We start from the raw sequence: 24,981 nt of genomic DNA on the forward strand, positions 1-24,981 counted from the left end.
TGGGGTCTTAGCTCAGCTGGGAGAGCATCTGCCTTACAAGCAGAGGGTCACAGGTTCGAGCCCTGTAGGCCCCATTTAAGTATTCTTTACAGAAAAGTGTATATACTAATTTAATAAGGGCGAATTCCCGAGTGGCCAAAGGGGACAGACTGTAAATCTGCTGGCAATGCCTTCGGTGGTTCGAATCCACCTTCGCCCATTTAAAATGTTGGTTGACAAAACATTTTAAAACATTTATAATTATATACTAGCGCGGGGTGGAGCAGTCTGGAAGCTCGTCGGGCTCATAACCCGAAGGTCGTAGGTTCAAATCCTGCCCCCGCAATTTTTTTTGCAAAAACTTAAACCTTATGGGCGTGTAGCTCAGTCGGTAGAGCACTTGACTTTTAATCAAGTTGTCCCGGGTTCGAATCCCGGCACGCTCATCAGATGCCCAGATAGCTCAGTTGGTAGAGCAGAGGACTGAAAATCCTCGTGTCGTTGGTTCGATTCCGACTTTGGGCACTCAGCACTTATCCTTGACGGATGGGTGCTTTTTTGTTTTATTGTAAGATTTACTTCATTGTAAAAAGGCTGAAAGTCTGATAGTATAAATAATGTTTTAAGGTTTAAGTATACTACTAACAAAAGATACCAGGGGAAAATGAATGAGCAGACGGCGCAAAAAAAAGGATTCACCAATCAAGACTGTATTTTTGATTATCATGGCAGCTGTTATTATGACGGCGGCCGTGTATGTTGTTATGTCAGTGGTTGGGAAAATAAGGTCAGATTATAAAAATCTGGATTTCAGTACTGAGCAGAAGGAGATGCCTTCCATTACCATAGATACCAGGGAGGAACCAAAGCCAGGATGGAATGAGACTGATAATGGATGGATGTATTATCTGGATGAAGAAGAGTACGTGACGGCCCAGTGGAAGGATATAGAGGGGTTTCTGTATTACTTTGACAGCGACGGTATCATGGCCACCGGGGTATTAAAACAGGAGGGACAGACCTATACCTGCCACGACACAAAGGGCTATCTGAAGGACATCCAAATTGATTTGGACTACAAACCTGAGAGTACAGGAGAAAACCTGGACAGCCTGGTGAGGACCAATGCATTCTGGTGTTATCTGAGGGCGGAAGACACAGGACTGTTTAAGACCATCCTGTACCGCAAGACCGTAGAGAACAAGGTGGTGGTACTGGGAGGGGAGACGGCCCCGGAAAAGACCACAAGGAATTCTATGCGTGCTTACGGCGATTACGTATATTTCCTGCCTAAGGTAAAAGAAAGCCAGAAACAGGGCCTTTCCGAGGCTGAGAGGGGGCTTTGTGATAAGCTGTTTAGGATGAGGCCGGGAAGCGATACCAAGGAGCTGATTGCGGAGGATGTGGATGGGTATATGGTAATGGGGGATACAATCTATTACTCCCAGGCCGGGAAGATTTACAGTACCACCTCAGGCACCGAGGTGGCCACTGGGGAAGCCAGATATTCGGTGGTCATAAAGGATGGAAATTGTTATCTGGTAGATGACATGGGCAATCCTGCAGTGGCTGAAAGCGGCAGCAGTGTCAGCATTGGGGACCGTGTTTACCGGATTGAGGAAGACGGAAAGATAAAATATGTAAAACACGGTCAGGTAACCATAGGAGGAAAGACGTATTATCTGAGCGGCAGCGGAACAAAATCTTCTGTCAGTGTAAAGAGCGAAGGGAACGATACTGCCATTATCAGGGAAAACTATGGTGTACAGAGCTATTGCATTGTGGATAATCAGCTTTATTACAGCAGTTATGTGGATAAAGGTACGGGAGGAGAATGGTACAGCCAGATATTCAGGACGGATTTGAGAGGACAGAATAAACAGGCAGTGTCGGAGCGTTTCCCCGGTGTGATGCAGAATATGTACTACTACGAGGATGAGGGACAGATATTTGGGGAATACAATCCGGCTATCTGGAAACAGGCCTATGGGACAGCTGCTATTATATCAAGAGACGGGAATATTTATCAGATAAATGATACAGCCGCTCGGACCGGTAAGCATGTGGACGGAAATGATATGCTGGAAATCATTATGGCTAAGGATGGTAAGGTCATTTGCCTGTGGCATGATTGTGAGTGGGACAGAAACAGCGGAATAACCAGTATTCTGTGGAGCAAAGCCATTGAACTGGATGCCGGTGACAGGAGCCTGATTGATATGGTTCCTTCTGAAGAAACACAGGAGAGCAGTGAGGCCCAGGAGTCAGGGGACATTATTCAGCCAATTGAGACCATGCCCCCTTCCTCTTCGGAAACTGTTTCACCGGTGGAGCCTTCTGTGGATAATGACCCTGTAATCAGTACGGAAGGGCCTCATACGGAAACAGCTGCTCCCACGCTGCCGGCTCCGGCCCCTACCATTCCGCCGGTAACGGAACCGTCCGCAGAGGTGAAGATAGTGCCCCTGGGTTAAAATTGGATTAAGAGAAGTGTTACCTGTTAACGGGGTTCGTCCTCATCAAAATCTACTATCACATAAAAACCCCGTGAATTTTTACGGATGTCTTTTACAATTCCGTATTCAGACTTGATACGGTAACGGGCGGCGAAGCAGCCGGACATAGCTACAGCAGGGTCGATGATATAGCTGTAGCTGCTGGTTCCTTCCCGCTCGATTATTTTAACTTTATCGCCTTTGTTCACAAGGCCCTGGCGTTCCATCTTAAATTCAATGGTTCTCATTGATACCTGCTTCCTTTCCTACTTCATCACATACCATATTGATATAGTCAGATAAGGTGCTGTTCTGGCAGCCTACGATGTAGTGATTGCACCGGTTCACCGGAATCAGTATCTTATATGCTTTGCTGATGCCGATGGCCGTGGCCATGGCAGGCGTAATTTCCCCTAAAAGGGAATTCGCCATGACAATGCCGATAGGGCCGATGATGATATCTGCATCCTGGGCATTGACTATGGCCGGGTTTTCACCCGTAGCGCCATAGGTGGCGCCTGCTTTCAGCATGGCGGAGGTGGCAATGCTGTTTGTGCCGATGGCATATGTCTCCAGATTTGGGAAACGCTTTTTCAGCTGCTCGATGACTGACTTTCCCATTTTTCCGCCCTGCCCGTCTATGATGACAATTTTCATGGATTCACCTTCTTTTCTTTTGTGCTGTGGGTCAATGTTGATAAACCGTGTCTGACATGGAATTAAAATAGTTTACAGGGATATATTTTAACAGAAATGAGAGGGAAAGTAAATGTTATCCACAGACAGACGGTTTATATTGGTGGGATTGTGGATATCAGTGTATATATTACTAAATAGTCCAAAAAGGTTAAACTAGTCACCAAATAAAAACACTGCGGTGTAGTTATACTATACAGGGATATCCTAATAAAAAAAGAGGGGTAAGCCGGTCTTGACAAATCAGAGGCAGGTGTTATAATCTAGATTAGCAATAAGCAGCAAAGGCAATGAGGGAAACAGTAGTCAGTGGGAAGTATCCAGAGAGCAGGCCGGTTGGTGGAAAGGCCGCATACCAAAGACTGACGAAGACCAGTCCTGAGCCGCGTCAGGGATGTCCGCACAGGTGCTACAGCACAAAACGGATGGGAAATGGCGCCGTACTCCCGCGTTAAGGGATAAATGAGTGAAAATCAAGGTGGAACCGTGTGAATGCACCCTTGGACATATGAATATGTCCAGGGGTTTTTATTTTCCCGTTTTTTACAGGATTCCGGCGGCGGACATATTCAGTATGAAACGGATTCGGCGGAACAACCGGAATCAACTACAGCAGCCGGAATCATCACAGCAGGCTGATACCAAAGACATGGGACCGGAAAGGCCCGTGTAAAGAAAGGAGATTTGTATGAAAATCATTTTACCGGATGGAAGTGTACAGGAAGCAGAGGATGAGTTGAGGGCCATACGCCACACAGCATCCCATGTACTGGCACAGGCAGTGAAGAGATTGTATCCAGACACAAAGCTGGCCATTGGACCGGCCATTGATGACGGTTTTTACTATGATTTTGACAGGGAGGGAGGTTTCACTCCTGAGGACCTTGAAAAGTTAGAGGCGGAGATGACCAGGATTGTAAAGGAAAATCTGCCGGTTAAGCCCTTTGTACTGCCCAGGGCTGAGGCCATTAAGTTCATGGAGGAAAAGGGTGAGCCCTATAAGGTAGAGCTTATTGAGGACCTGCCGGAGGAGGAGACAATCAGCTTTTACCAGCAGGGAGAGTTTGTGGACCTGTGCGCAGGACCCCATATCATGTATACAAAGGGCGTAAAGGCATTTAAGCTTACAAGCATTGCAGGCGCCTACTGGAGAGGCAGTGAGAAGAATAAGATGCTGACCAGGATATACGGAACCGCCTTTGCCAACAAGACGGACCTGGAGAGCTATCTTACCATGATGGAAGAGGCAAAGAAGCGCGACCACAGGAAGCTGGGCAAGGAGCTGGGCCTGTTCATGTTTGCAGAGGAAGGACCCGGATTCCCATTCTTCCTTCCAAAAGGAATGACATTAAAGAATACCCTGATTGATTACTGGCGTGAGATTCACTACAGGGACGGATACCAGGAGGTTTCCACTCCCATTATCCTGAGCCGCAAGCTGTGGGAGAATTCAGGCCATTGGGACCATTACAAGGACAATATGTATACCACTGTAATTGATGAGGAGGACTATGCTGTCAAGCCGATGAACTGTCCGGGAGGAATGCTGGTTTATAAGAACCAGCCCCACTCTTACCGCGACCTGCCTTTAAAGGTGGGCGAGCTGGGACTGGTTCACCGTCATGAGAAGAGCGGACAGCTTCACGGTCTGATGCGCGTGCGCTGCTTTACCCAGGATGATGCCCATATCTTTATGAGGGATGACCAGATTGAGGACCAGATTAAGGGTGTAACAAAGCTGATTAATGAAGTGTATACACAGTTTGGCTTTGAGTATTTTGTGGAGCTGTCCACCAGGCCGGAGGATTCCATGGGGTCTGACGAGGATTGGGAGATGGCTACAAACGGCCTTAAGAAGGCGCTGGAGGATATGGGGCTTGATTATATTGTCAATGAAGGCGACGGCGCGTTCTACGGCCCCAAGATAGATTTCCACCTGAGGGATTCCCTGGGCAGGACATGGCAATGCGGCACCATCCAGCTGGATTTCCAGATGCCTCAGAGGTTTGACCTGGAATATACGGCTGAGGACGGCTCCAAGAAGCGTCCCATCATGATTCACCGTGTATGCTTTGGCTCCATTGAGCGTTTCATCGGTATTCTGATTGAGCATTTTGCAGGAAAGTTCCCGGTATGGCTGGCTCCTGTACAGGTTAAGGTAATTCCTGTTTCCGAGAAGTCCATGGATTATGCAACCGGGGTATATGAGAAGTTAAAGGCAGCCGGTATCCGCACAGAGCTGGACCACAAGGACGAGAAGGTGGGCTACAAGATTCGTCAGGCCCAGCTGGAAAAGGTTCCCTATATGCTGGTTCTGGGTGAAAAGGAAGCGGCAGAGGGCGCAATTACGGTGAGAAGCCGCGATAAGGGCGACCTGGGCGCTGCAGGACTGGATGATTTCATCGGAGATATTAAGAAGATGATTGAGACAAAAGAGAGATAAATAAGTCATTAAATAATCAAAAAATCACCTGCCCATTCGGTTCTTATGGGCAGGTGATTTTTTATGTCAGGCCTGTTTCAGCGATACGGCCACCTTTTTCTTTACAACAAAAGCAGCTGCAAGGGATACAACGGACATAACAAAGCCCATGAGGAAGGCTCTGGAATAGTCGCCCCCAACGTTCAGCTTAACAGCCGCATGGGGGCCGATTAATCCGGCGATACCGAACATCAGGATAAACTCTGCGACGCCTTCGAGGGTGCCCAGTGTGTGGCCGGTGTACATGGAGGCGGTTCGCCTCTTATGGAGACAATTACCCTTATGAGCCGTTATGATTTGGAGGAACTTAAGAAGATTGCCAAGTATCTGGCTGGTTTTGACGGGGTGGAGTGTCCAAGGTATGAGAGGGGGACGGCTACGCCGAGGGCAATGCTGGAGAAGTTTCAGAATACCCAGAGGTAAATGATTCCATAAGCCCAATACGGAGTACGGCAAAGGCGTTTAAGATATGGGTGTATCCGTATCTTAAACGCCTTTAAGCGTGTATGCGTATTGAAGGAAAGAAGTCTGTACCGGATACGCAGCTGATTCACGGCCGGCCGCAGCTTTACCGTATCAGAGTACCATCCGTCCCGACGGTCACAACCTGCCACGGTATAAACTTCCCGCTGGCCTGGAGTGCGCGTTTTGCGGCATTTTCAATACCGCCGCAGCATGGAACCTCCATGCGGACAATGGTGACATCCTTGATATCATTGAGACGGATGATTTCCGTCAGTTTTTCAGAGTAATCCACCATATCCAGCTTCGGGCATCCTATCAGGGTGATGCGTCCGGCTATAAAATCATTGTGGAAATTGCCATAAGCAAAGGCAGTGCAGTCAGCAGCTATCAAAAGGCGGGCATCCTTAAAATAAGGGGCCTGGACAGGAGCCAGTTTAATCTGCACAGGCCACTGGGTCAGCCGGCTCTCCATGGAAAGGTTTTTTTCCGTGGAAAGGCTTTCTGTGGAAACAGGGTTTTCCCTTGCTTCTCTGACCATGCGGGCTTTTACAGCTGCCTCGTCATAGGCAGCCGCCTCCCGTTCCTCAAAGGTAATGGCCCCTGTAGGGCAGGTGGGCAGACAGTCCCCGAGGCCGTCACAGTAATCATCCTTTAAAAGCCGGGCTTTTCCATCCACCATTCCGATGGCTCCTTCGTGACAGGCCGCAGCACATGCGCCGCATCCGTTGCACAGGTCTTCATTTATCTTAATAATTCTTCGAATCATTCCTTTATCCTCCTTGAAGCAAAACAGTGAATTGTTGTTATGCTGGAAGTATACTATGGAAAACCGAAAATGTATGTTGTTATGACAACATCTTATCTGCTGATTTTAACATATTTTTTAAAGCAGGCATGACAGCGGGAAAATGATGGCAATGGCCGGAAGAATATTTAAGACCTTGGTCCGCTTGATACCTGCAATTTTTAAACCCACTGCCAGGGTGATGATTCCCCCGCAGGCCTTAAAATTAGCCAGCATGGTGTCGAATACCCCGGTTCCGCTGAAGCAGAACAGGATTATCATTCTGATTAACACATCCATCTGCTGGTCATCCAGTGTCAGGGGAAGCCGTTCCTCCAGCCGGTGAAGCCCCTTTAGCAGGTTATCCTCCAGGTTCAGAAGTTCTCCTATGACAGTACCCGCAATAAGGGCCAGCACCACGGCAGACAGACTTTTTAACATGATAATAAGGCTGATTCCCATGGTAATGGCAGACAGGCCAAAGATATTGGGGAGAGCTTCCTTGTTTACTTTGCGGGTTCTTCTGTATCAAGATTCCGCTTCATTTTTAGATATAATTCCTGGAACAGTTCCATAAATTCCTGCACCTTTTCAGGCGGGATATCCCGGAATGTATCTTTTTCCAGTCTGGAAAATGCCTCTGTTACGTTCTGTCCCATCTCTTTCCCAATATCCGTCAGATAAATATAAAAGGAACGCCGGTCGCCATCCGCCCGTCTCCGCTCAATAAGGGATTTTGCTTCCATTCCATTGAGTACGGATGTGAGGGTGGCGGCCTCTATGTGACAGGCATCTGCAATCTCCTTCTGGTTTGCTCCATCATGTCCCATGAGATAGTCCAGGACCTTGGGCTGGCCGGATGTCAGGCCGGTATGGTGCAGCTGGGCCATAAGCTGTTTTAAATAGATGGCATGGCCTGACATTAACAGATAATGAAAATTCATGGATAAACGGACCGCCTTTCCAAATAGTTAGAATTCTAACTATTATAATTCTAACCATAGGCGGTGTCAACCGATTTCTGCGTCCCTGCTTTTCTGCGCTCCTGCGTCCCCCCTTTATTCTTCTGCGCCCCCATGTAATCCTTACAATCTTCTTAATTGTTATTATATATCAATATTAATTTATCGAATATCAATAAAAATATATTGAAAAATAATATAAACGGTGTTATATTCCAATTAAGGATTTCGAGTAAGGTAAAAGCCCTCCGGGGGGCATATAAGCAATACAGAAAGGCGGATTTTAGTATGAATATGCGTTTGGTAAGATTTACAAAAGGGCTTCTGGACATCATGTTTTATATGGGGATGGCTATAACAGCGGCGATTCCGGTTCTTTTTCACTATGTGGGCATGTATATTGAGACGTTCAGGACCTATTACGTGGTCCAGTGCATGCTATACATGGCCTCAGGGGTGCTGGCACTTTTGCTTGTGCTGGAGCTGCGGCGGATGTTTGCCACTGTGCTGGCAGACGACGCTTTTGTCATGGAAAATGCAGCGTCCTTAAAACGAATGGGAAAATGCAGCTTTCTCATAGCCATACTGTCGGTACTGCGTTTGTTTGTGGCATTTACCCCGGCCACGGCAGTGATTATTATTGTTTTCTCGATAGCAGGTCTTTTCTGTTTCGTGCTCTGTCTGGTATTCGAACAGGCAATCCGTTACAAGCAGGAAAATGACCTGACTATCTAGACAGGGAGGAATGACATGGGAATTGTAATCAATCTGGATGTAATGATGGCCAGGAGAAAAAAGGGTCTGAAGGAATTGTCTGCGGAAGTGGACATTACCATGGCAAACCTGTCTATCCTGAAAAATAATAAAGCAAAAGCAATCCGGTTTTCCACCCTGGAGGCTATCTGCAAAGCCCTGGACTGCCAGCCGGGTGATATATTAAGTTATGAGCCGGAGGAAGGAGAGAGTGAGAATGGATGATAAGATGTATTTGACGGCTGTGACACCCAGGGGAGCTGTAAGCGGCAGCGGGGACCGGACAGAGGAAAGGCTGGGTAAGCGTCTCCAGAGAATAGGAAGGGATTTTGGATTTTTCGGCCTTCTCAGTATTTTTTACGGCGTGTGCGCCAGTTTCTGCCTGTTTCGGAATCCCATGGGGATTACGGTCCCATTGTTCGTGGCAGCCACCTATGGGTCAGCATTCCTGATATTCAGGAAAATGGGAGTGGCCATTAAGAAGGATTCCCGGCTGCTGGCTGCTGTATCCCTGCTGATTGGACTTTCCACCTGTTTTACAGGGAATGTGACAGTTGGGTATTATATGAACCGGCTGGCCCTGATTCTTCTGTTTTGTATATTCATCCTTCACCAGTGCCATCAGGATAATAAATGGAATATAGGAAAATACATGGCTTCCATTGTTCTGTACCTGGCCCAGGCAGTGGGAATGGTATTTTATCCGTTCCGTCATTTAGGGGAATATATACAGTCCCTGAAGGATAAGCGGAGCCGGAATGTATTCCGGCTGCTGGCAGGCGCCTGCGCGGCAATACCGGCAGTCATATTCCTGTGCGTGCTTTTGTCAGGCGCGGACATGGTATTCAGGAACATGCTGGTGGTTGTTATCTCCAGGTTTCTGAATCCGGTCACCCTGTTTCTTGCGGCGCTTCAGACCATATTCTGGTCGCTGGCCATGTACTGCCTGATTTGCAGCGCCTATGGGGGAAGCATCAGTGACGGAATGGCCGATGTACGCAGGCATTCTCCCGTGGCAGCGGTCAGCTTTATGGCTATGGTGGGCATTGTTTACCTGGTATTCTGCGTCATCCAGATTGTGTACCTTTTTATGGGAAAGGGAAGTCTGCCTCTGGGAATGACGTATTCCCAGTATGCCAGACAGGGATTTTTCCAGCTGCTCTTTGTGGCTGTCCTGAATCTTGTGATGGTGCTTATGTGCCTTAAGTATTTTCGTGAACATGCCCTGTTAAATATTTTTTTGCTGTTGGTCAGCCTTTGTACCTATGTGATGCTGGCGTCTGCCGTGTACAGGATGGTGCTGTATGTACAGCAGTATCAGCTGACATTCCTCAGAATCCTGGTGCTGTGGTTCCTGGCCATGCTGTTTGTGCTGATGGCGGGGGTGGTAATTCTTATTTTTAATCACGATTTTCCTTTGTTCCGGTTCTGCCTGGCAGTAGTATCTTCCTTCTATCTTGTGTTAGCGTGGATGCGTCCGGACTATATAACAGCCCGTTATAATGTATCCCACAGAGACAACATTGCCAGGGAGGAGCAGAATGATTTTATGCGTCTTTCCACGGATGCTGCCCCTGCCCTGGAGGGAATGGCGGATTCTGAGATAAAGGAGCGCCTGCTGTCCTGGTATGCGGGAAGATATGAGGTATGGGATGACGGAGAACCAATGGGACTTCGGACCTGTAATTTTTCAGTTCTGAAAGCCAGGTCGTATCTCAGAAACCATTAAGACTGCAAGGAAACCGGCGCAGGAGGTTCATGCATGGTACAGGTATAAGCAGAAAACTCTGAGAATCACTCTATGAATCCAATGGTTTTTCATGTATACTATGAAAAGAAAAATGCGGATGATATGGAGTTGACAATATGAAAATAGCAGTCATGGGATACAGCGGTGCTGGCAAATCCACACTGGCTAAGAAACTGGGCAGACTCTACGACTGCCCGGTTCTGTATTTGGACAGAATACAATTCGAACCTGGATGGAAAGAGCGTGACAGGGAAGAGGCAAAGAGGATGGCGGAGACATTTCTGGATGAGAATCAGGATACAGGCTGGATTATTGACGGCAACTACGCGAAATTCTGCCAGGAACGCCGTCTGGAGGAAGCAGACCTGATTGTATTTATGGATTATACAAGGAGAATCTGCCTGTGGCAGGCTGTAAAACGGTATTTGGAGTACAGGGATAAAACCAGGGAGAGCATGGCGGAGGGCTGCCGTGAGAAAATGGACTGGGACTTCGTGAAATGGATTCTCCGGGATGGGCGGGATGAAGCCCACAGCCATCAGTCCATCATGGCCAGGTATCCCCATAAAACGCTGGTGGTCCGCAACCGGAAACAGTTAAAGGACAGTATGACCAGGCTCATATTGAGGAGCCGTGAGAGGACATTGGGATGAGACAGGAAGAGCTTCTTATAAACCGGCTGGCTGCATATGCAGGGTCAGATATGTATCCCTTCCACATGCCGGGACATAAGCGTATGCCGGGTCCCATGGACCGCTTTGTGAATCCCTGCACAGTGGATATAACGGAGATTGACGGGTTTGATAACCTTCACCACCCGGAGGGAATCTTAAGAGACTCCATGGATTGGGCGGCAGCCCTTTACGGGGCTGACCAGACCTATTATCTGATTAATGGAAGTACCAGCGGGATTCTGGCTGCTGTATGCGGAGCCGTACCCAGAGGCGGGAGAATCCTGGTGAGCAGGAACTGCCATAAATCCGTGTACCACGGAATCTGCCTGAATCAGCTTAAAGCCTCCTATGTTTATCCACAGGAGATAGAAGACTTGGGGATACAGGGAGGAATCACGGCAGAAGATGTGGACAGGATGCTTAAGCGGTATATGGACACACAGGCTGTCCTCATCGTATGCCCCACCTATGACGGAATTGTATCCGACATAGAGGCCATTGCCCAAATCGTCCACAGGGCAGGGCTTCCGCTGATTGTGGATGAAGCCCATGGCGCCCATTTCCGGTATGACGCCATGTTTCCGCCGTCTGCCCTGGACCTGGGAGCAGATGTGGTGATTCAGAGCGTGCACAAGACCCTTCCCAGCCTGACCCAGACAGCCCTGCTTCATATTAAGTGCAACCGGCCGGACGGCGGATGCTATGCTGACCGGGAGCGCATTGACCGTTATCTCCACATGGTACAGAGCAGCAGTCCCTCCTATGTGCTCATGGCCAGTATAGAGAACAGTATATTCCAGATGGAACATATGGATATGACGTCCTATGGGAGACAGCTGCACAAGCTGCGGACGAGGCTGGGCCAGATGAGGCATCTGCGTCTGGTGGATACAGGAATCATAGGACAGGCAGGAATCAGGGACCTGGATATCTCAAAAGTCGTGGTTTCAACCAGGGGAACGCACCTGGCTTCAGGGGAAGATGGTGATACCGGCTTTACAGGCGCCCGGCTGGACCACATTCTGCGCAGAGAATATCATCTGGAGATGGAAATGTGCGGGGCTGATTACGTGACAGCCATTACAACAGCCATGGACAGCGCCCAAGGCCTGGAGCGCCTGGGGGATGCATTGACCCGGATTGACGGCTGTCTGGCATCCGGCGGTTGGGATGCCCGCAGGGAAAACGGCAAAGGGCCTGTCACGGGAACGGATGATAAATCAGGCGGAGAGGATATGCACAGAGGCAGTGTATACAGTATGCGGTGTGACACGGCCATGTCCATGGGTGAGGCCATGGACAGAACTATGAAGTCCGTTGGTCTGGAGGACAGCGCAGGGTGTATTTCCGGGGAGTTTGTTTATATCTATCCGCCCGGCATACCCATTGTGGCTCCGGGGGAATGGATTAGCAGGCCCATCCTGGAAGTGATTCTGGAATACAGGGATAAGGGGCTACCGGTGCAGGGCCCTGCGAACCAGTCCCTCAGGACCATCCGCATAGTTGAGAAGGACTGACGGGATATCAGAAGAATGAAACAGAAAAAGGGACGGAACAGAGAGACTGAATGAGATAAGGAAGTACGGAGTAAATCATGGGAAAGATATTTTATGTTATGGGCAAGAGTGCCTCGGGAAAGGATACCATATATAAGAAGCTTCACAGCAGGATGCCGGAGCTTAAGACCGTTACCATGTATACCACCAGACCCATACGGGACGGGGAACAAAACGGAGTGGAGTATTTTTTTGTGGACCGTTCTTATCTGGAACAGTGCAGGCAGGATGGGATTTTGATTGAGTGCCGGACCTATGACACGGTTTACGGTCCATGGAGCTATTTTACAGCGGACGATGGGCAGATTGATTTGGAAACAGGAAATTATCTGATTATGGGGACATTGGAATCTTATGAGAAGATGCGTTCCTATTATGGAAAGGAAGCCCTTGTACCAATCTATATCCATGTAGAGGACGGACTGAGGCTGAGACGGGCCCTGGAGCGGGAGGAGCAGCAGACAATGCCCAAGTATAAAGAGATGTGCAGGCGTTTTCTGGCAGATGAGGAGGATTTCAGCCCCAGCCATCTGGAGCAGTGCAGCATTACAAAGCAGTATGAAAATGTGGTGCTGGAGGATTGCCTCAGGGAAATCATCCAGGAGATTGTGAGGATTTGCGGGGAAGGACGTTAGAGACTGGATGGGGTATAGGACGGTTGAGAGGGAGCTGTGGGGGACAGATGTTAGTCAGTATTTTAATGGATAAATTAAAGGAGTATGGGTATCAAATAACCTATATGGGACCGGATTCAGCTGAAGTTTACGCGGTGCAGATGCTGCCGCCCAGTTACAGGGAGACGGACAGTGAAATACTCTGCGTTGCCTCTTATGATGCATTGGAGGAAGCACCGTTGGCAGGCGGTTCCACAGGTATACCCTGTATACTTGCATCAGGGGAACATGGAGACCCGGAGCGTATTCTGGAGGCAGTTCAGAGCTGGTTGTTGGAGGATATCCGGCGCAATGACCATCTGGCAAAATTGCAGAAGGATATATCAGAGGGGTGCGGGATATGTGAGATTGTCCGGCATTGTTCTAAAATTATGGGAAATCCGGTTTTATTTGTGAACCATGCCCTTAATATTGTCTGCCAGTATCCTGAAACCGGGTTTGGGCGGGATTTTTCTGTGAGTGTGGCTGACCAGGTGGAACAATGGCGTAATACACTAGGAAAAGAAGACCGAAATAGAGCACACCATTGCCAAATCCGGCATGTTTTGTATAAAAATGAAGGGTATTATATATATGTTGAGAAAAAAGCTTCCGGCATTGATGATACCAGGAGTAAGGAATATCTGCAGCAGATTTGTTCTATGTTTGGTACAGCGACTCAAAAAAACGGGAGCGATAAAAAAGCGCAGATAAATGATATCCTTACAGGGTTTTTACAGAGAAGATTTGAATATCCGGAAAAAGAGAAAAAACGGCTGGAGCTTCTGGGCTGGAAAAAACATGAAAAATATACGGTGCTTGTGGTTGAGAATAAACTGGTTTCAGAAAGTGATATTGTGTGTCAGGAATTAAGTAAAATATTGAATACGGATATCTATTCTCAGGAATCATATTTTTCAGCAGTACTGAATACGGAAAAATACGTGGAATATACAGAACAGGATTTTCCGGTATTAAGAAGATATCTGGAAGATAAGGGGATGATTGGAATACTGAGCATGGGATTCTTTGATATTGAATATTGTGCGGTAAGGTTTGAACAAGCTATATCCTGTTTTGATTTTGTGGCAAAAGAAAATAAACCAGGGCTGCGTTACTATGGCAGATACCAGATGTCACACTTTATTAAAGTATTGAATAAGAATAATCAGATTGACCTGAAAAGTTTCTGCAGTCCTATTATTCTCCAGATTTATGAAATTGATAAGAGGCAGAAGACGGATTATCTGAGTACCTTGTTTACATATATATGTTCAGGACAGGCAATGAAATACTCAGCCGATGCCATGCATATTCATGTGAATACTATGTATATGCGTGTGAGTAAATTGAAGGATGAGTTTAAGATTGATTTTAATGATGCCCATATGCTCTATACTCTGCATAACTCGATTGTATTCTTACACCAGTACGACAGTTCTTGTCTGAAGGCATCCTATCCTTGCCTTAAATAATGCTGTTTTTATTCCAGGATAAAATGGTTCCGTTTAAATCCAATAATAATATAATAACATAAAGAATCAATGACATGCTGTAAAGGTCCTGAATCCAGACTTTACAGCATGTTTTTTTGCGTAATAATGCAAAATCATACCAATGGTGAGGGGGGATTATGTGTGTTTCACACAGTGAATATAAAACGTACATGGAGATAATCCACATTGTTGCCAGAGCCTGAAATCATTAAAATATTATATAGAAGCTTCTGAAATACGAAACCATCAGGAAAGGGGTTATATGCAATGAAATTAGAGATTGGTAATATCCATATCAGGGATATTTGCTTTGACAATAAGACATGGTATGGCAATGGTATACTGACTGTTAATAAGGAAGAGGCAATCGGAGTACTTAATAAGGACAATGCCTTAAAGAATATAGATTTAAAAATCGCCCGCCCCGGGGAAAGCATCCGCATACTTCCGGTAAAGGCGGCGGTGGAGCCCCGATACCGGCCGGATGGACGGTGTGTTTTTCCTGGATTTACTGGTGCTGCTGTTTCCTCCGGGGAAGGGATGGTATATGCTCTTAAAGATATGGCAGTCCTGGCCGTTGGTAAGCATTCCCTTCATGGAATGAATGGTTTAATTGACATGTCCGGACCTGGAGCAGATTTGTCCTATTTTTCAAAACTGGTAAATTTGGTTATTGTAGCTGAAAATGCCGACCCTGAAGAGGACAAGGTAGGATTGGAGAATATGAATTTTGTGAAAGCATCGTGTTATCTGGCAGAGTATCTGGGAACAACGCTTAAGGATGCAGAACCGGAAGACTGGGAACAGTTTGAACTGGAGGATGTTTCAGATAGGAATCTTCCGCGGGTGGCGTTCATCAACCAGCTGTGCAACATACCTGGTTGGATTAAGGGGGTCTCCTATTACGGTTATGATTTAACCGGGGTTCCCACAACAGTGGTGCGTCCTCTCGAATACCTGGATGGAGCACTTACCGGTGACAGTGGGGCCCTGCCGGGAAATGCGGAACGAACCACTTATTCATATCAGAATGCCCCTATCATTAAACGTCTTATTGCCGAGCATGGGAGGACCATAAACTTTATAGGCGTAATTCTGGCAGGGCATATTGAACCAATTGACCAGAAAATACAGTATGCCACCATAGTTGTCAGCCTGGCCCAGAGCCTTAGATGTGATGCAGTCATAAGCATGGAATCCCACTGCGGTAATGTTGATGTGGATTATATGATGACTCTGGCCGGATTAGAGGATGCGGGTATTAAAACAGTGGGAATTTTGGCGGAAAACAATGGGCGCGATGGACGAAACCCGGGAAAAACCTATACGGATGCCAAGGCGAATGCCATTGTTTCAACTGGGAATACCTGTGAGGTTTATGAACTTCCTCCCATGGATACGGTTTATGGAAACCTGGATTCCATAAAGAGCGACCCTTACTGGGGTGCGTGGAAAGATGACGCGGTCTATGGACCGTCCCTGAGGGAAGATGGCTCACTGATTGTGGATGCGCATTTATTCATGGACCATGATGGTCTGCTTGGCTGGTCTGATAAGACAGTCAAGGATTTTTAAGATAAAGGGGGTATTGCTTTGAAAAGAGTAATTGTTTACTTAAACCAGTTCTTTGGTCAGATTGGCGGCGAGGATATGGCGGACCATGAACCGGAACTGCGGGAGGGGCCGGTTGGACCGGCTGTGGCTCTGGAACAGCAGCTTAAAGATGCAAAGGTTTCTTACACTATAATCTGCGGGGACAATTACATGTCCAGCTATACAGAGAACGCGCTTGAAAGGGTTGGACAATTTTTAGCAGATAAGGAATTTGACTTGCTTGTGGCGGGACCTGCTTTTTTGGCAGGCCGCTATGGATTTAACTGCGGCGAAGTCTGCAAGTATGCAGGGGAGAGGTTCAAAGTGCCCACAATCACCAGTATGAATGAGAATAATCCTGGAGTAGAGCTGTACCATACATATACCTATATTATAAAAGGGCATTCCACTGCTGCCGGGATGCGGGGGGATATAGCCCCGATGGCCGGACTTGCCAATAAGATTCTGGCAGGTGAAGTGCTGCAGGGAGCAGAGGCAGAGGGCTATTTTGGCAGGGGTATTCGAAAGGAGGTTTTTGCAGACGGGCGTAAGAATGCAGCAGACCGTGCCGTGGACATGCTGCTGAAGAAGCTGAATGGAGAAAAATACCATACAGAGCTGCTTATAGCCAAAGAGGACAGGGTTGAACCTTTGGGACCGGTGGATGCCGGTAAGCTGAGGGTGGCATTTTTCACAACCGGAGGTCTCGTGCCTGCAGGCAATCCGGACCATCTTCCAGCAGGCGGGGCCACACACTGGGCGCGTTATGATATTGAAAATAAGGAGTTCCTTAAACAGGGGGACTACATATCGGTCCATGGAGGCTATAATACGGGTTATGCAGCTGAAGCCCCCATGGTGGTCGTGCCCTTAGATGCTCTCAGAAGGCATGAAAAGGAAGGTCATATGGGTTCTCTGCATCCCTATTATTATGTGACTGTGGGCAACCAGACTGCAAAGGGGGATGCCGTCCGGATGGCCCGTGAGATTGTGGATGTGATGAAAAAGGACGGGGTACAGGCAATCATAGCCGGCTCTACCTGAGGCACCTGTACTCGTTGCGGTGCAATGATGGTAAAAGAAATTGAAAAGTCAGGAATGCCGGTGGTACATATGGTGAACATGGTGCCTGTTGCTAAGGGAATTGGCAGCAACCGAATTGTGAAGACCTATGGGATTTCCTATCCCATGCATGACCCTGAAGCAACAGAGGAGGCACAGAGGGAGCAGCGCTATGAACTTGTTGGACGGGCTCTTAAGGCATTAAATACAGATATCAGGGAACAGACAGTGTTTGAATAAAGGTCAGGGGGTTTAAGATATGGAAACAAAAAATGGGGTCCAGAAAAAACATTACTATTACATAGTGACAGCAGCCTGTGGTATTTTGCTGGGAATCGTGTTCATGGGACAAGCCAGTCTGTATTCACCCATAGCGCCTTTTCTGCGTGAACGGTTTAGTCTCACATATACCCAGACTTCTATCATAGCCACTATGCAGAATCTTGCCAGTGTGGCAGCCACGTTAATGATTACCACGATTTATGACAATCTTGGCGTTCGCAGGGGACTTTTGATTCCCCTTGCGTGCGGTGTGGCGTCGGCTGTACTTTTCTGCATTGCCAATGGGTTTGTCATGATTTGTATAGCTGCTTCTTTAAGTTATTTCTGCTTTGGACTGGGAGGAATGATGCCGGCCTCCCTAATCATGAAGCGGTGGTTTGTCAAACGGCGCGGATTAATCCTCGGCCTGTGTTCCGCTGGTTCCGGGATTACCTCCATGCTTTTATCCGGATGGATTGCTTCGCGCGTTGCCACAAGGGGAATAGCGTCTGCTGAAACAGTCATTGCTGTATTCATTGGGGTGGGAGGACTTATCATTCTGCTGTTCATTCGCAATACACCAGAGGAAATGGGCCTTGCGGCATACGGAGAGGATGCCGGTGAGGGGGAGCCGGCAGCCAAAACGAAAAAAAAGGTACAGTATATTAATATTAAGCCGTTGAACCCAAAGGAAAAAATCATTATGTGTATTGCTGTGGTCTGCTGCGGATTTACTGGCTTTGGGGCAATACCTAACTTTACCCTGGCCGCTACTTCGCTGAATTATGACCCGGTGTTTGTGGGGGGACTTATTGGTATAACAGGGGCCCTGGCCATTGGGGGAAAACCATTTTATGGCGTTCTGGCTGACCTCATAGGCGCCCATAAGGCTAACTTTGTATACATGACAGGCGTGGCAGCAGCAGATTTTCTGCTGTTCATGACAAGGCCAGGCATGGATTTCTCGCTTTATATCGTGGTAATCATCTTTGGACTTGGCTGTTACGCCATTACTACGGTTGGTGTTCCGATTTGGACAGCAGATTTGTCCGGTACGGACAGTTATTCCAGGAACTTAAAGACATTCCAGACATGCAGCACCGTAGGCGGGCTGGTCAGCGCCCCCATTCCGGGAATCATTGCTGATGCCACAGGAAATTACGGAATATATTACCTGATGTTAGGCATATGCCTGATATTTGCTATGTTTACCATTGCATTTATGTATGGGAGACATACAAAGCGTGTTGTGGATAACCAGTAACCAATAATGATATAGATTTTAGGAATAATACTAAAGAGGAGGATGACCAGATGTCAGCAGAAGTCAGCAAAATAGCCAACAGTCCCTTATTGTGGGCGGTTACAGTTACTGCTATAGCCTTAGTTATTATACTTGCAGTTTTTTCATTAACTAAAAGCATTAAAGTGGCAAAACATATTGGAATTACAAAGGAACAGGTGAACATTGCCATTAAAACATCCTGCCTTTCGTCCATCGGCCCCTCTTTGGTAATCATGGTCGGTATGATTTCACTGCTGGTTGTAGTGGGAGCACCAACTGCCATGATGAGGCTTTCTGTGGTGGGAAATGTAAACTATGAACTTCAGGGCGTGGGGCTGGCTGCGGATGCTTTTGGCACCACAGCCAGTGCAGCCAATCTAACTCCTGAGATTTTTCAGACAGCCGTTTTCCTGATGGCGTTCGGCTGCGTGGGTTATCTGATTGTCCCCATTATTTTTTGTAACTCCTTTGAAAAAGTTCTGGATAAGATAAACGGTGGTGGAAGGAATAAAAAGATGTCCACAATGGTATCGGCTGCTGCGATTCTGGGCTGTTATGCGTATGTGGATGCGCCGTACATACTCAGAATGAATGACACCACCATTGCCATGATAGCAGGATTTGGATGCATGCTTCTTATATCTGCAGTCCAAAAGAGAACCCGAAAGAAATGGCTTTTGGAATGGGGAATGCTAATAGCTATGTTTTTTGGCATGCTTGCAGGAAACATTATATAAGAGGGGAGACAGGCTGATGAATGAGAATATTTATAAAAATGAATATCTGCCGTCAATCGTAAAAATAGGACGCTTGATATTGTCGGTGTCCCTGGTAGTATTTTTCGTACCTTTCCTGGTGAGCTGGTTTGTCTATGGAATCCAGCCAAATTGGGGAGCTATCGTGCAGGGGGTTGTGGCATGGGTCATCATGAATGCCCCATGGTGGCTGTCGGAGCCTATCTCTTATTTCCCGGTTTTAGGAGTGGCCGGTACATTCATATCCTTTTTGTCGGGCAACGGTTCCAATATGAGAATGCCGTGTGCAATTGCCTCACAAAAGGCTTCTGGTGTGCTTCCGGGAACTATTCAAGGCTCTATTATATCCACCATTGGGATATCTGTTTCCGTGTTTGTCAATATTGGCATCCTTGCATTGGGCGTACTTTTAGGACAGGCTGTGCTCTCAGCACTGCCGCCATCTGTGACAGAAGCACTTAACTTCCTGCTGCCTGCCCTGTACGGTTGTGTGTTTGCCCAATTCTTGTCAAGCAATAAGAAAAGCGGAGTTACGGCTATGATATTGGCCATTGGTACTGTGCTGCTGTATAACAATGTGTTGAGCTTCCTGCCAAGCATCGTCAAAATGCTGGTTCCCATATTCGGGACCATGCTGGTTGCCTTTTTCTTGGCAAAAAATGAATCTGATGAACCGGCAGACTCAGAAAAATAAGGATGAGGAAAAAGGATATGAGTGATAAGAAGATGAACACCTGGATTGCCCGGTGGTTTGAGGATAATGGAAGCCGGGTAAAGGAGCTAATGCACGATTTATGGTTGCACCCCGAGACCTCCCTCAATGAGTATTATGCTTGTCAGGCTGTGACTGAATTTGCTATGGCCCATGGATTTACATATATCGAAAATCATGCAGCCCAGGACTGGGATAATCCACAGGCCCGTCCAAATACACTAATTGCCAGATGGGGAGAGGGACACCCTGTTATAGGAATTGTGGGAGAGCTGGATGCTCTGCCTGGACTAGGCCAGGAAAACAGTCCGGAGCAGTCCATTGTCCCCGGTCCCGGACATGGGTGCGGTCATAATCTGATGGCCGGAGGAGCTGCCGGTGCAGCCGCAGCCCTTAAATTCGCCATGGAAAAAGAAAATCTTTCCGGTACCGTATATCTAATAGAATCGCCGGCTGAAGAGATTGGGGTAGGTAAGGCATATCTTTCCAAACATGGTGTGTTTTCCAAATTGGATATGGCACTCATGTGGCATCCCATGCGTGGAAAGCTGGATTTCTCTCCGGTATCGCAGCAGGTGGCATTCCGGGTACAGTTTGAATTCCATGGAAAATCCACACATGCCGCCGGAGACCCATGGAATGGGCGCAGTGCACTGGATGCGGTTCAATTAATGAACATTGGCTGTGAATTCCTGAGAGAACATAAAAAACCGGATACATGGATGCACTATTGTATCACAAACGGCGGAACGGCACCCAATGTAGTACCTGATTATGCGTCATCCATATATCAATTCCGCGCCATGGACAACTACAATTCTGCAAAAGAGCTGTTTGAAAGGGCAGTCAAGGTGGCCCGGGGAGCAGCTCTCATGACTGAGACGGAAATGGCATTTAAGGTTTTATCCGTGATTCCGCAGTTCTACTATAACTTACCGCTTTGCCAGCATATGGTACAGGCAGCTGGTAAGATTCCAGCTTTGGATTATACAAAGGAGGAAATGGAGCTGGCGCGGAAACACTATCACAACTTGTTTGGAAAAGAGGCATCAGAGGACGACGGGGAAGTTATGCCCATGGAGTATCTTCCGTTTAATACTGATAAGCTGGGAATCTCAAATTGCACGGATGCAGCTGACATGACATATTTCTGTCCCACCATTCATTGCCAGGGATTAGGACGGGTACAGGACTCCACCGGACACACTTGGAGTACCACCTTTGTTTCCGGTAACAGTCTTGGAGAAAAAGCAGGTCTATATGCATATGAAATTATTGCCCAGGCTGCATATGAAGTCATGGCACAACCAGAACTCGTAAAAGAGTTCTGGGATGCCCATAGAAAGATGAACATCCCAGAACACAAGGATTGGATTTAGGTGCAAAATTTAATATTGTAAAAAGTTTTCTCAAAGGGCTGTCTATGTAAGGAGACGGTATACTTCCAAGGCCTCAGATACTGTGCACCGGCTTCTGAGGCCTTCCGGTCTGGGGATTCTCCAGATTATATTCATTAATCTTATTAAACAGCTGCCTGGCGCTGATGCCCAGCTTGTAGGCGGTAGCTGATATGTTCCATCCCATCTGGTTCAGGACCCACTGCAGATACTCTTTTTCACTGCGCCGTTTAAATTCGCGCCAGGGCACAATGCCGGCCTGGGTGAAGGAGCTGGATGGAGTGTCATCATCTGTTGTCTTCAGGTTATAGAGAATCGGGATGCCTTCCGTGGTAATGACATGGTTCTTGGAAAGAACCACCATTCTGTCCACATGGTTTCTCAGTTCCCTGATATTGCCCGGATAATCATAGTTAATAAGGAAGTCCCAGGCTTTCTCGTCAATGCGGTCGATTCTGATTTGATTCACTCTCTGGGATTCCTCCAGGAAGAAGTGAATCATGTCCACCAGGTCCTCCTTCCTTTCCTTGAGGGCGGGGATGCGGATGACAATGGTACTGATACGGTAAAAGAAGTCCTCCCGGAAGGTGCTGTTGCGCACCTTGGCTACCAGGTCGCGGTTGGTGGCTGTAATGAGCCGGAAATCCAGCTGTTTGCTGTTGTTGCCGCCGATTCGTTCAATTCTCTTTGTCTCAATGGCCCGCAGCAGCTTTACCTGGGTGGTCAGGTTGATGTCGCCCACCTCGTCTAAGAACAGGGTGCCTTTATCCGCCAGCTCAAACTTTCCGGCCCGCCCCTTGATGGCGCCTGTAAATGCGCCCTGCTCATGGCCGAACAGCTCTGCCTCCAGAAGGGACTCCGTGTAGGCATTACAGTTGACTGCTATGAGCGGCATGTCGGAACGGCGGCTGCAGGCATGGATGTACTGGGCAGCCACATCCTTGCCGGAACCGGATTCACCGATGAGGAGGACGTTTACATTGGATGCTGCCACACGTTCACAGTCTTCCAATGCCCTCCGGTAGGCAGGGGATTTTGTGTTGAAAAAAAACTTTTTTTTCATATCGTTTTCGTCCATAATCGGGTCTCCTGTGGTTAGATTTTTAAATTTTATTAATTATGCATAAAATTGAGAAAAAATTAACATGAAAATTGTAAAAGAAGGGAAAAATGGATGCCAAAAATAAAAAGAATCCCTCCCTACCCCCTATTATAACTGAAATTTATTTCACTATCAAGAAAAATAGTTCACGAAAAAAAGAAATTTTAAAAAAGTCAGAAGTTAAAAGAATGACAAAATAGACAATATAGAAAACCTATAAAGGACGGAAAAGCAATAGAAAAAATGAATTTCCATTGGTTAAAAGGTAAAAAATAAAAAAAAATCCCACTTTAGAAAAAGTTGGCACGATAATTGCTCTATTATTATGTGGAATGGAATCCTATGCCTAATAAATAAGAAAGATTCAAAGGGTGAAACATCATGTACATCGTAGTTACAAACAACGTGAAGTGCAGGGACAAGTATCAGGACAAATTAAAAGTGGACTTCCTGGAAAATGGTTCCTACATTGATGTGTTAATCAGGGTGAGAAACTATATACATAAAGGTTATCGCCTGGAAACCCATCCTATGGCAGGGAGCCTGAAGCCTAACCAGATTCCTTACAAGACAATCATAATTTCCGACTCTGAGGTTGAAAGAGAAGAATTTTACCAGTTTGAGATGGTGATGGAGAACAGTATTCAGTCCTGCGAGAAATTCATGAAGGACAGAAGAACTCCTGATTGGCCGGAAAATATACTGGAAGACTTCAGGGACGTGGATTTATCATTGATTGAAGGAGCTGTAAAAAAAATAATATACAAGGAGGAGTGATTAGATGAAACTTGAGTTGGGGTGCGTTCAGATTAACGACATTCAGTTTGCATCGGAATCAAAAGTGGAAAACGGAACTATTTATGTTAATGCAGAAGAGTTGAAGGCACTTTTGTTGGAAGATGAAAACCTGAAGTCTGTTGAGCTGGAGATTGCAAGACCAGGAGAGAGTGTCCGTATCATGCCAGTAAAGGACGTGATTGAGCCACGTGTAAAAGTCAACGGAGGTGGAAACTTATTCCCAGGCGTTATTTCCAAGGTGGAGACAGTGGGAAGCGGAAGGACCAACGTGTTAAAGGGTTCCGCAGTTGTTACCACAGGTAAGATTGTCGGCTTCCAGGAAGGTATCATCGATATGTGCGGCGAGGGAGCTAAGTACACACCATTCTCCCAGTTAAACAACCTGGTTGTTGTATGCGAGCCAATCGACGGACTTGCAAAGCATGCTCATGAGAAGGCTGTCAGATTTGCAGGCCTGAAGGCTGCTGATTACATCGGCAAGCTGGCCAAGGACGTAGAGCCTGATGAAGTTAAAGTATATGAGACCTGTTCCGTAAAAGAGGGAATTGAGAAATATCCTGAGCTTCCAAGAGTAGCTTACGTACTGATGCTTCAGAGCCAGGGCCTGATGCATGATACATATGTATACGGCGTAGATATGAAGCAGTCCTTACCAACTATCTTAAACCCAACCGAATTAATGGACGGCGCTATCTTAAGCGGTAACTGCGTATCTGCATGCGACAAGAATACAACCTATCATCACCTTAATAACCCTGTTATTGCAGACTTATTTGAACAGCACGGAAAGACCCTGAACTTTGTAGGTGTAATCATCACCAACGAGAACGTATACCTTGCTGACAAGATGCGTTCTTCTGACTGGACATCCAAGCTTTGCGAGTTCTTAGGCGTTGACGGCGCTATCGTTTCCCAGGAGGGCTTCGGTAACCCTGATACTGACCTTATCATGAACTGCAAGAAGATTGAAGGAAAAGGCGTTAAGACTGTTATCATCACCGATGAGTACGCAGGCCGCGACGGCGCTTCCCAGTCCTTGGCAGATGCAGATGCAAGCGCTAATGCTGTTGTTACAGGCGGAAACGCAAACATGGTCATCAACTTACCGGCAATGGACAAAGTTATCGGCTATCCTGAGGTTGCTGATATCATTGCAGGCGGATTCGACGGAAGCTTACAGAAAGACGGTTCCATTGTTGCTGAGCTTCAGGTTATCACAGGAGCAACAAACGAGATGGGCTTCAATAAATTAAGTGCCAGATAGGAGGATA

General features: G+C 47.1%; 24 protein-coding genes, 5 tRNA genes and 2 pseudogenes. 23 read left to right on the top strand and 8 right to left on the bottom strand.

Features of this window, described 5'->3' with window-relative positions; translation table 11 throughout:
- Position 1 precedes the first annotated feature (1 nt).
- From I2H39_RS26210 to I2H39_RS26235, 6 genes are all read left to right on the top strand, one after another.
- Positions 2-74: transfer RNA gene (locus I2H39_RS26210), tRNA-Val, on the top strand.
- Between the two features lie 43 nt (positions 75-117).
- Positions 118-199, top strand: a tRNA-Tyr gene (locus I2H39_RS26215).
- Positions 200-251: 52 nt separating this feature from the next.
- Positions 252-325, top strand: a tRNA-Met gene (locus I2H39_RS26220).
- Positions 326-352: 27 nt separating this feature from the next.
- A tRNA-Lys gene (locus I2H39_RS26225) sits at positions 353-425 on the top strand.
- 6 nt (positions 426-431) lie between these two features.
- Positions 432-504 (top strand) — tRNA-Phe (locus I2H39_RS26230).
- A gap of 143 nt (positions 505-647) precedes the next feature.
- Positions 648-2,453 carry a DUF5050 domain-containing protein gene (locus tag I2H39_RS26235; RefSeq protein WP_195627920.1) on the top strand — a complete coding sequence of 602 codons (1,806 nt, stop codon included), beginning with the start codon at positions 648-650 and terminating at the stop codon, positions 2,451-2,453.
- A gap of 26 nt (positions 2,454-2,479) precedes the next feature.
- On the opposite strand, the gene I2H39_RS26240 is transcribed toward I2H39_RS26235, so the two are convergent.
- On the bottom strand, positions 2,480-2,722 hold the full coding sequence (locus I2H39_RS26240; RefSeq protein WP_195627921.1) for a hypothetical protein: 243 nt from the start codon (positions 2,720-2,722) through the stop codon (positions 2,480-2,482).
- Positions 2,709-3,131 (bottom strand): DUF3842 family protein, encoded by a 423-nt coding sequence (locus tag I2H39_RS26245; RefSeq protein ID WP_138310439.1) that lies wholly within the window; start codon positions 3,129-3,131, stop codon positions 2,709-2,711. The genes I2H39_RS26240 and I2H39_RS26245 overlap by 14 nt, the downstream gene beginning before the upstream one ends.
- A 727-nt stretch (positions 3,132-3,858) precedes the next feature.
- On the opposite strand from I2H39_RS26245, the gene thrS reads away from it, so the two are divergent.
- Positions 3,859-5,613, top strand: coding sequence for a threonine--tRNA ligase (gene thrS / locus I2H39_RS26250; protein WP_138310427.1), 1,755 nt, complete (start codon positions 3,859-3,861; stop codon positions 5,611-5,613).
- A 66-nt stretch (positions 5,614-5,679) separates the two neighbouring features.
- Here the strand turns inward: thrS and I2H39_RS26255 are convergent, their stop codons facing one another.
- Entirely contained in the window at positions 5,680-5,898 is a 219-nt protein-coding gene (locus I2H39_RS26255) for a hypothetical protein (protein WP_227147523.1), read from the bottom strand.
- Here I2H39_RS26255 and I2H39_RS26260 point away from each other — a divergent pair.
- Positions 5,845-6,075 (top strand): annotated as a pseudogene (locus I2H39_RS26260) (4-hydroxyphenylacetate 3-hydroxylase C-terminal domain-containing protein); the annotation flags it as partial. The gene I2H39_RS26255 and the pseudogene I2H39_RS26260 sit on opposite strands and share 54 nt — an antisense overlap.
- A gap of 145 nt (positions 6,076-6,220) precedes the next feature.
- Here I2H39_RS26260 and I2H39_RS26265 read toward each other — a convergent pair.
- From I2H39_RS26265 to I2H39_RS26275, 4 genes and pseudogenes are all read right to left on the bottom strand, one after another.
- Positions 6,221-6,883: a 4Fe-4S binding protein gene (locus I2H39_RS26265; RefSeq protein ID WP_195627922.1), complete on the bottom strand. Its 663-nt coding sequence runs from the start codon at positions 6,881-6,883 to the stop codon at positions 6,221-6,223.
- A 117-nt stretch (positions 6,884-7,000) separates the two neighbouring features.
- Positions 7,001-7,183: a DUF554 family protein gene (locus I2H39_RS29545; protein ID WP_330641145.1), complete on the bottom strand. Its 183-nt coding sequence runs from the start codon at positions 7,181-7,183 to the stop codon at positions 7,001-7,003.
- A pseudogene (locus tag I2H39_RS29550) lies at positions 7,157-7,396 on the bottom strand (DUF554 family protein); the annotation flags it as partial. The pseudogene I2H39_RS29550 and the gene I2H39_RS29545, both read right to left, overlap by 27 nt.
- Positions 7,397-7,407: 11 nt before the next feature.
- On the bottom strand, positions 7,408-7,845 hold the full coding sequence (locus tag I2H39_RS26275) for a MarR family transcriptional regulator (RefSeq protein ID WP_195627923.1): 438 nt from the start codon (positions 7,843-7,845) through the stop codon (positions 7,408-7,410).
- A gap of 306 nt (positions 7,846-8,151) precedes the next feature.
- Between I2H39_RS26275 and I2H39_RS26280 the strand changes: the two genes are divergently transcribed.
- The 13 genes from I2H39_RS26280 to I2H39_RS26340 all read left to right on the top strand — a co-directional run bounded on the left by I2H39_RS26280 (position 8,152) and on the right by I2H39_RS26340 (position 21,792).
- Positions 8,152-8,598 (top strand): DUF2975 domain-containing protein, encoded by a 447-nt coding sequence (locus I2H39_RS26280; protein ID WP_138310424.1) that lies wholly within the window; start codon positions 8,152-8,154, stop codon positions 8,596-8,598.
- Between the two features lie 15 nt (positions 8,599-8,613).
- Positions 8,614-8,841, top strand: coding sequence for a helix-turn-helix transcriptional regulator (locus tag I2H39_RS26285; protein WP_138310423.1), 228 nt, complete (start codon positions 8,614-8,616; stop codon positions 8,839-8,841).
- The gene (locus I2H39_RS26290; protein WP_138310422.1) at positions 8,834-10,345 is read left to right on the top strand and encodes a DUF4173 domain-containing protein; all 1,512 of its coding nucleotides are present in this window, start codon (positions 8,834-8,836) and stop codon (positions 10,343-10,345) included. The genes I2H39_RS26285 and I2H39_RS26290 overlap by 8 nt, the downstream gene beginning before the upstream one ends.
- Before the next feature lie 137 nt (positions 10,346-10,482).
- Positions 10,483-11,019 (top strand): DNA topology modulation protein, encoded by a 537-nt coding sequence (locus tag I2H39_RS26295; protein ID WP_195627924.1) that lies wholly within the window; start codon positions 10,483-10,485, stop codon positions 11,017-11,019.
- The gene (locus I2H39_RS26300; RefSeq protein WP_195627925.1) at positions 11,016-12,557 is read left to right on the top strand and encodes an aminotransferase class I/II-fold pyridoxal phosphate-dependent enzyme; all 1,542 of its coding nucleotides are present in this window, start codon (positions 11,016-11,018) and stop codon (positions 12,555-12,557) included. The genes I2H39_RS26295 and I2H39_RS26300 overlap by 4 nt, the downstream gene beginning before the upstream one ends.
- Positions 12,558-12,634: 77 nt before the next feature.
- The gene (locus I2H39_RS26305; protein WP_138310419.1) at positions 12,635-13,231 is read left to right on the top strand and encodes a guanylate kinase; all 597 of its coding nucleotides are present in this window, start codon (positions 12,635-12,637) and stop codon (positions 13,229-13,231) included.
- 494 nt (positions 13,232-13,725) lie between these two features.
- On the top strand, positions 13,726-14,724 hold the full coding sequence (locus tag I2H39_RS29715; protein WP_195627926.1) for a helix-turn-helix domain-containing protein: 999 nt from the start codon (positions 13,726-13,728) through the stop codon (positions 14,722-14,724).
- Between the two features lie 288 nt (positions 14,725-15,012).
- Entirely contained in the window at positions 15,013-16,320 is a 1,308-nt protein-coding gene (locus tag I2H39_RS26315) for a glycine/sarcosine/betaine reductase component B subunit (RefSeq protein ID WP_195627927.1), read from the top strand.
- A gap of 18 nt (positions 16,321-16,338) precedes the next feature.
- Positions 16,339-17,640 carry a glycine/betaine/sarcosine/D-proline family reductase selenoprotein B gene (locus I2H39_RS26320; protein ID WP_195627928.1) on the top strand — a complete coding sequence of 434 codons (1,302 nt, stop codon included), beginning with the start codon at positions 16,339-16,341 and terminating at the stop codon, positions 17,638-17,640.
- Between the two features lie 19 nt (positions 17,641-17,659).
- Positions 17,660-18,925, top strand: a complete 1,266-nt coding sequence (locus I2H39_RS26325) for an MFS transporter (RefSeq protein WP_195627929.1) — start codon at positions 17,660-17,662, stop codon at positions 18,923-18,925.
- Positions 18,926-18,975: 50 nt separating this feature from the next.
- The gene (locus I2H39_RS26330; RefSeq protein ID WP_195627930.1) at positions 18,976-19,683 is read left to right on the top strand and encodes a DUF5058 family protein; all 708 of its coding nucleotides are present in this window, start codon (positions 18,976-18,978) and stop codon (positions 19,681-19,683) included.
- Positions 19,684-19,699: 16 nt separating this feature from the next.
- Positions 19,700-20,395 carry a hypothetical protein gene (locus I2H39_RS26335; protein WP_195627931.1) on the top strand — a complete coding sequence of 232 codons (696 nt, stop codon included), beginning with the start codon at positions 19,700-19,702 and terminating at the stop codon, positions 20,393-20,395.
- A gap of 17 nt (positions 20,396-20,412) precedes the next feature.
- Positions 20,413-21,792 carry an amidohydrolase gene (locus tag I2H39_RS26340; RefSeq protein WP_195627932.1) on the top strand — a complete coding sequence of 460 codons (1,380 nt, stop codon included), beginning with the start codon at positions 20,413-20,415 and terminating at the stop codon, positions 21,790-21,792.
- A 73-nt stretch (positions 21,793-21,865) separates the two neighbouring features.
- On the opposite strand, the gene I2H39_RS26345 is transcribed toward I2H39_RS26340, so the two are convergent.
- On the bottom strand, positions 21,866-22,888 hold the full coding sequence (locus tag I2H39_RS26345) for a sigma-54 dependent transcriptional regulator (RefSeq protein WP_138310418.1): 1,023 nt from the start codon (positions 22,886-22,888) through the stop codon (positions 21,866-21,868).
- A 405-nt stretch (positions 22,889-23,293) separates the two neighbouring features.
- Here I2H39_RS26345 and I2H39_RS26350 point away from each other — a divergent pair, with 405 nt between their 5' ends.
- Together I2H39_RS26350 and I2H39_RS26355 are read left to right on the top strand one after the other, a co-directional pair.
- Positions 23,294-23,689 (top strand): GrdX family protein, encoded by a 396-nt coding sequence (locus tag I2H39_RS26350; protein ID WP_138310417.1) that lies wholly within the window; start codon positions 23,294-23,296, stop codon positions 23,687-23,689.
- Positions 23,690-23,693: 4 nt separating this feature from the next.
- Positions 23,694-24,974: a glycine/sarcosine/betaine reductase component B subunit gene (locus I2H39_RS26355; RefSeq protein ID WP_138310416.1), complete on the top strand. Its 1,281-nt coding sequence runs from the start codon at positions 23,694-23,696 to the stop codon at positions 24,972-24,974.
- The last annotated feature ends 7 nt before the right edge of the window (positions 24,975-24,981 follow it).

The sequence above is a fragment of the Clostridium sp. 1001283B150225_161107_B6 genome, from assembly GCF_015556325.1.
In the GTDB taxonomy this organism is placed as follows: domain Bacteria; phylum Bacillota; class Clostridia; order Lachnospirales; family Lachnospiraceae; genus Enterocloster.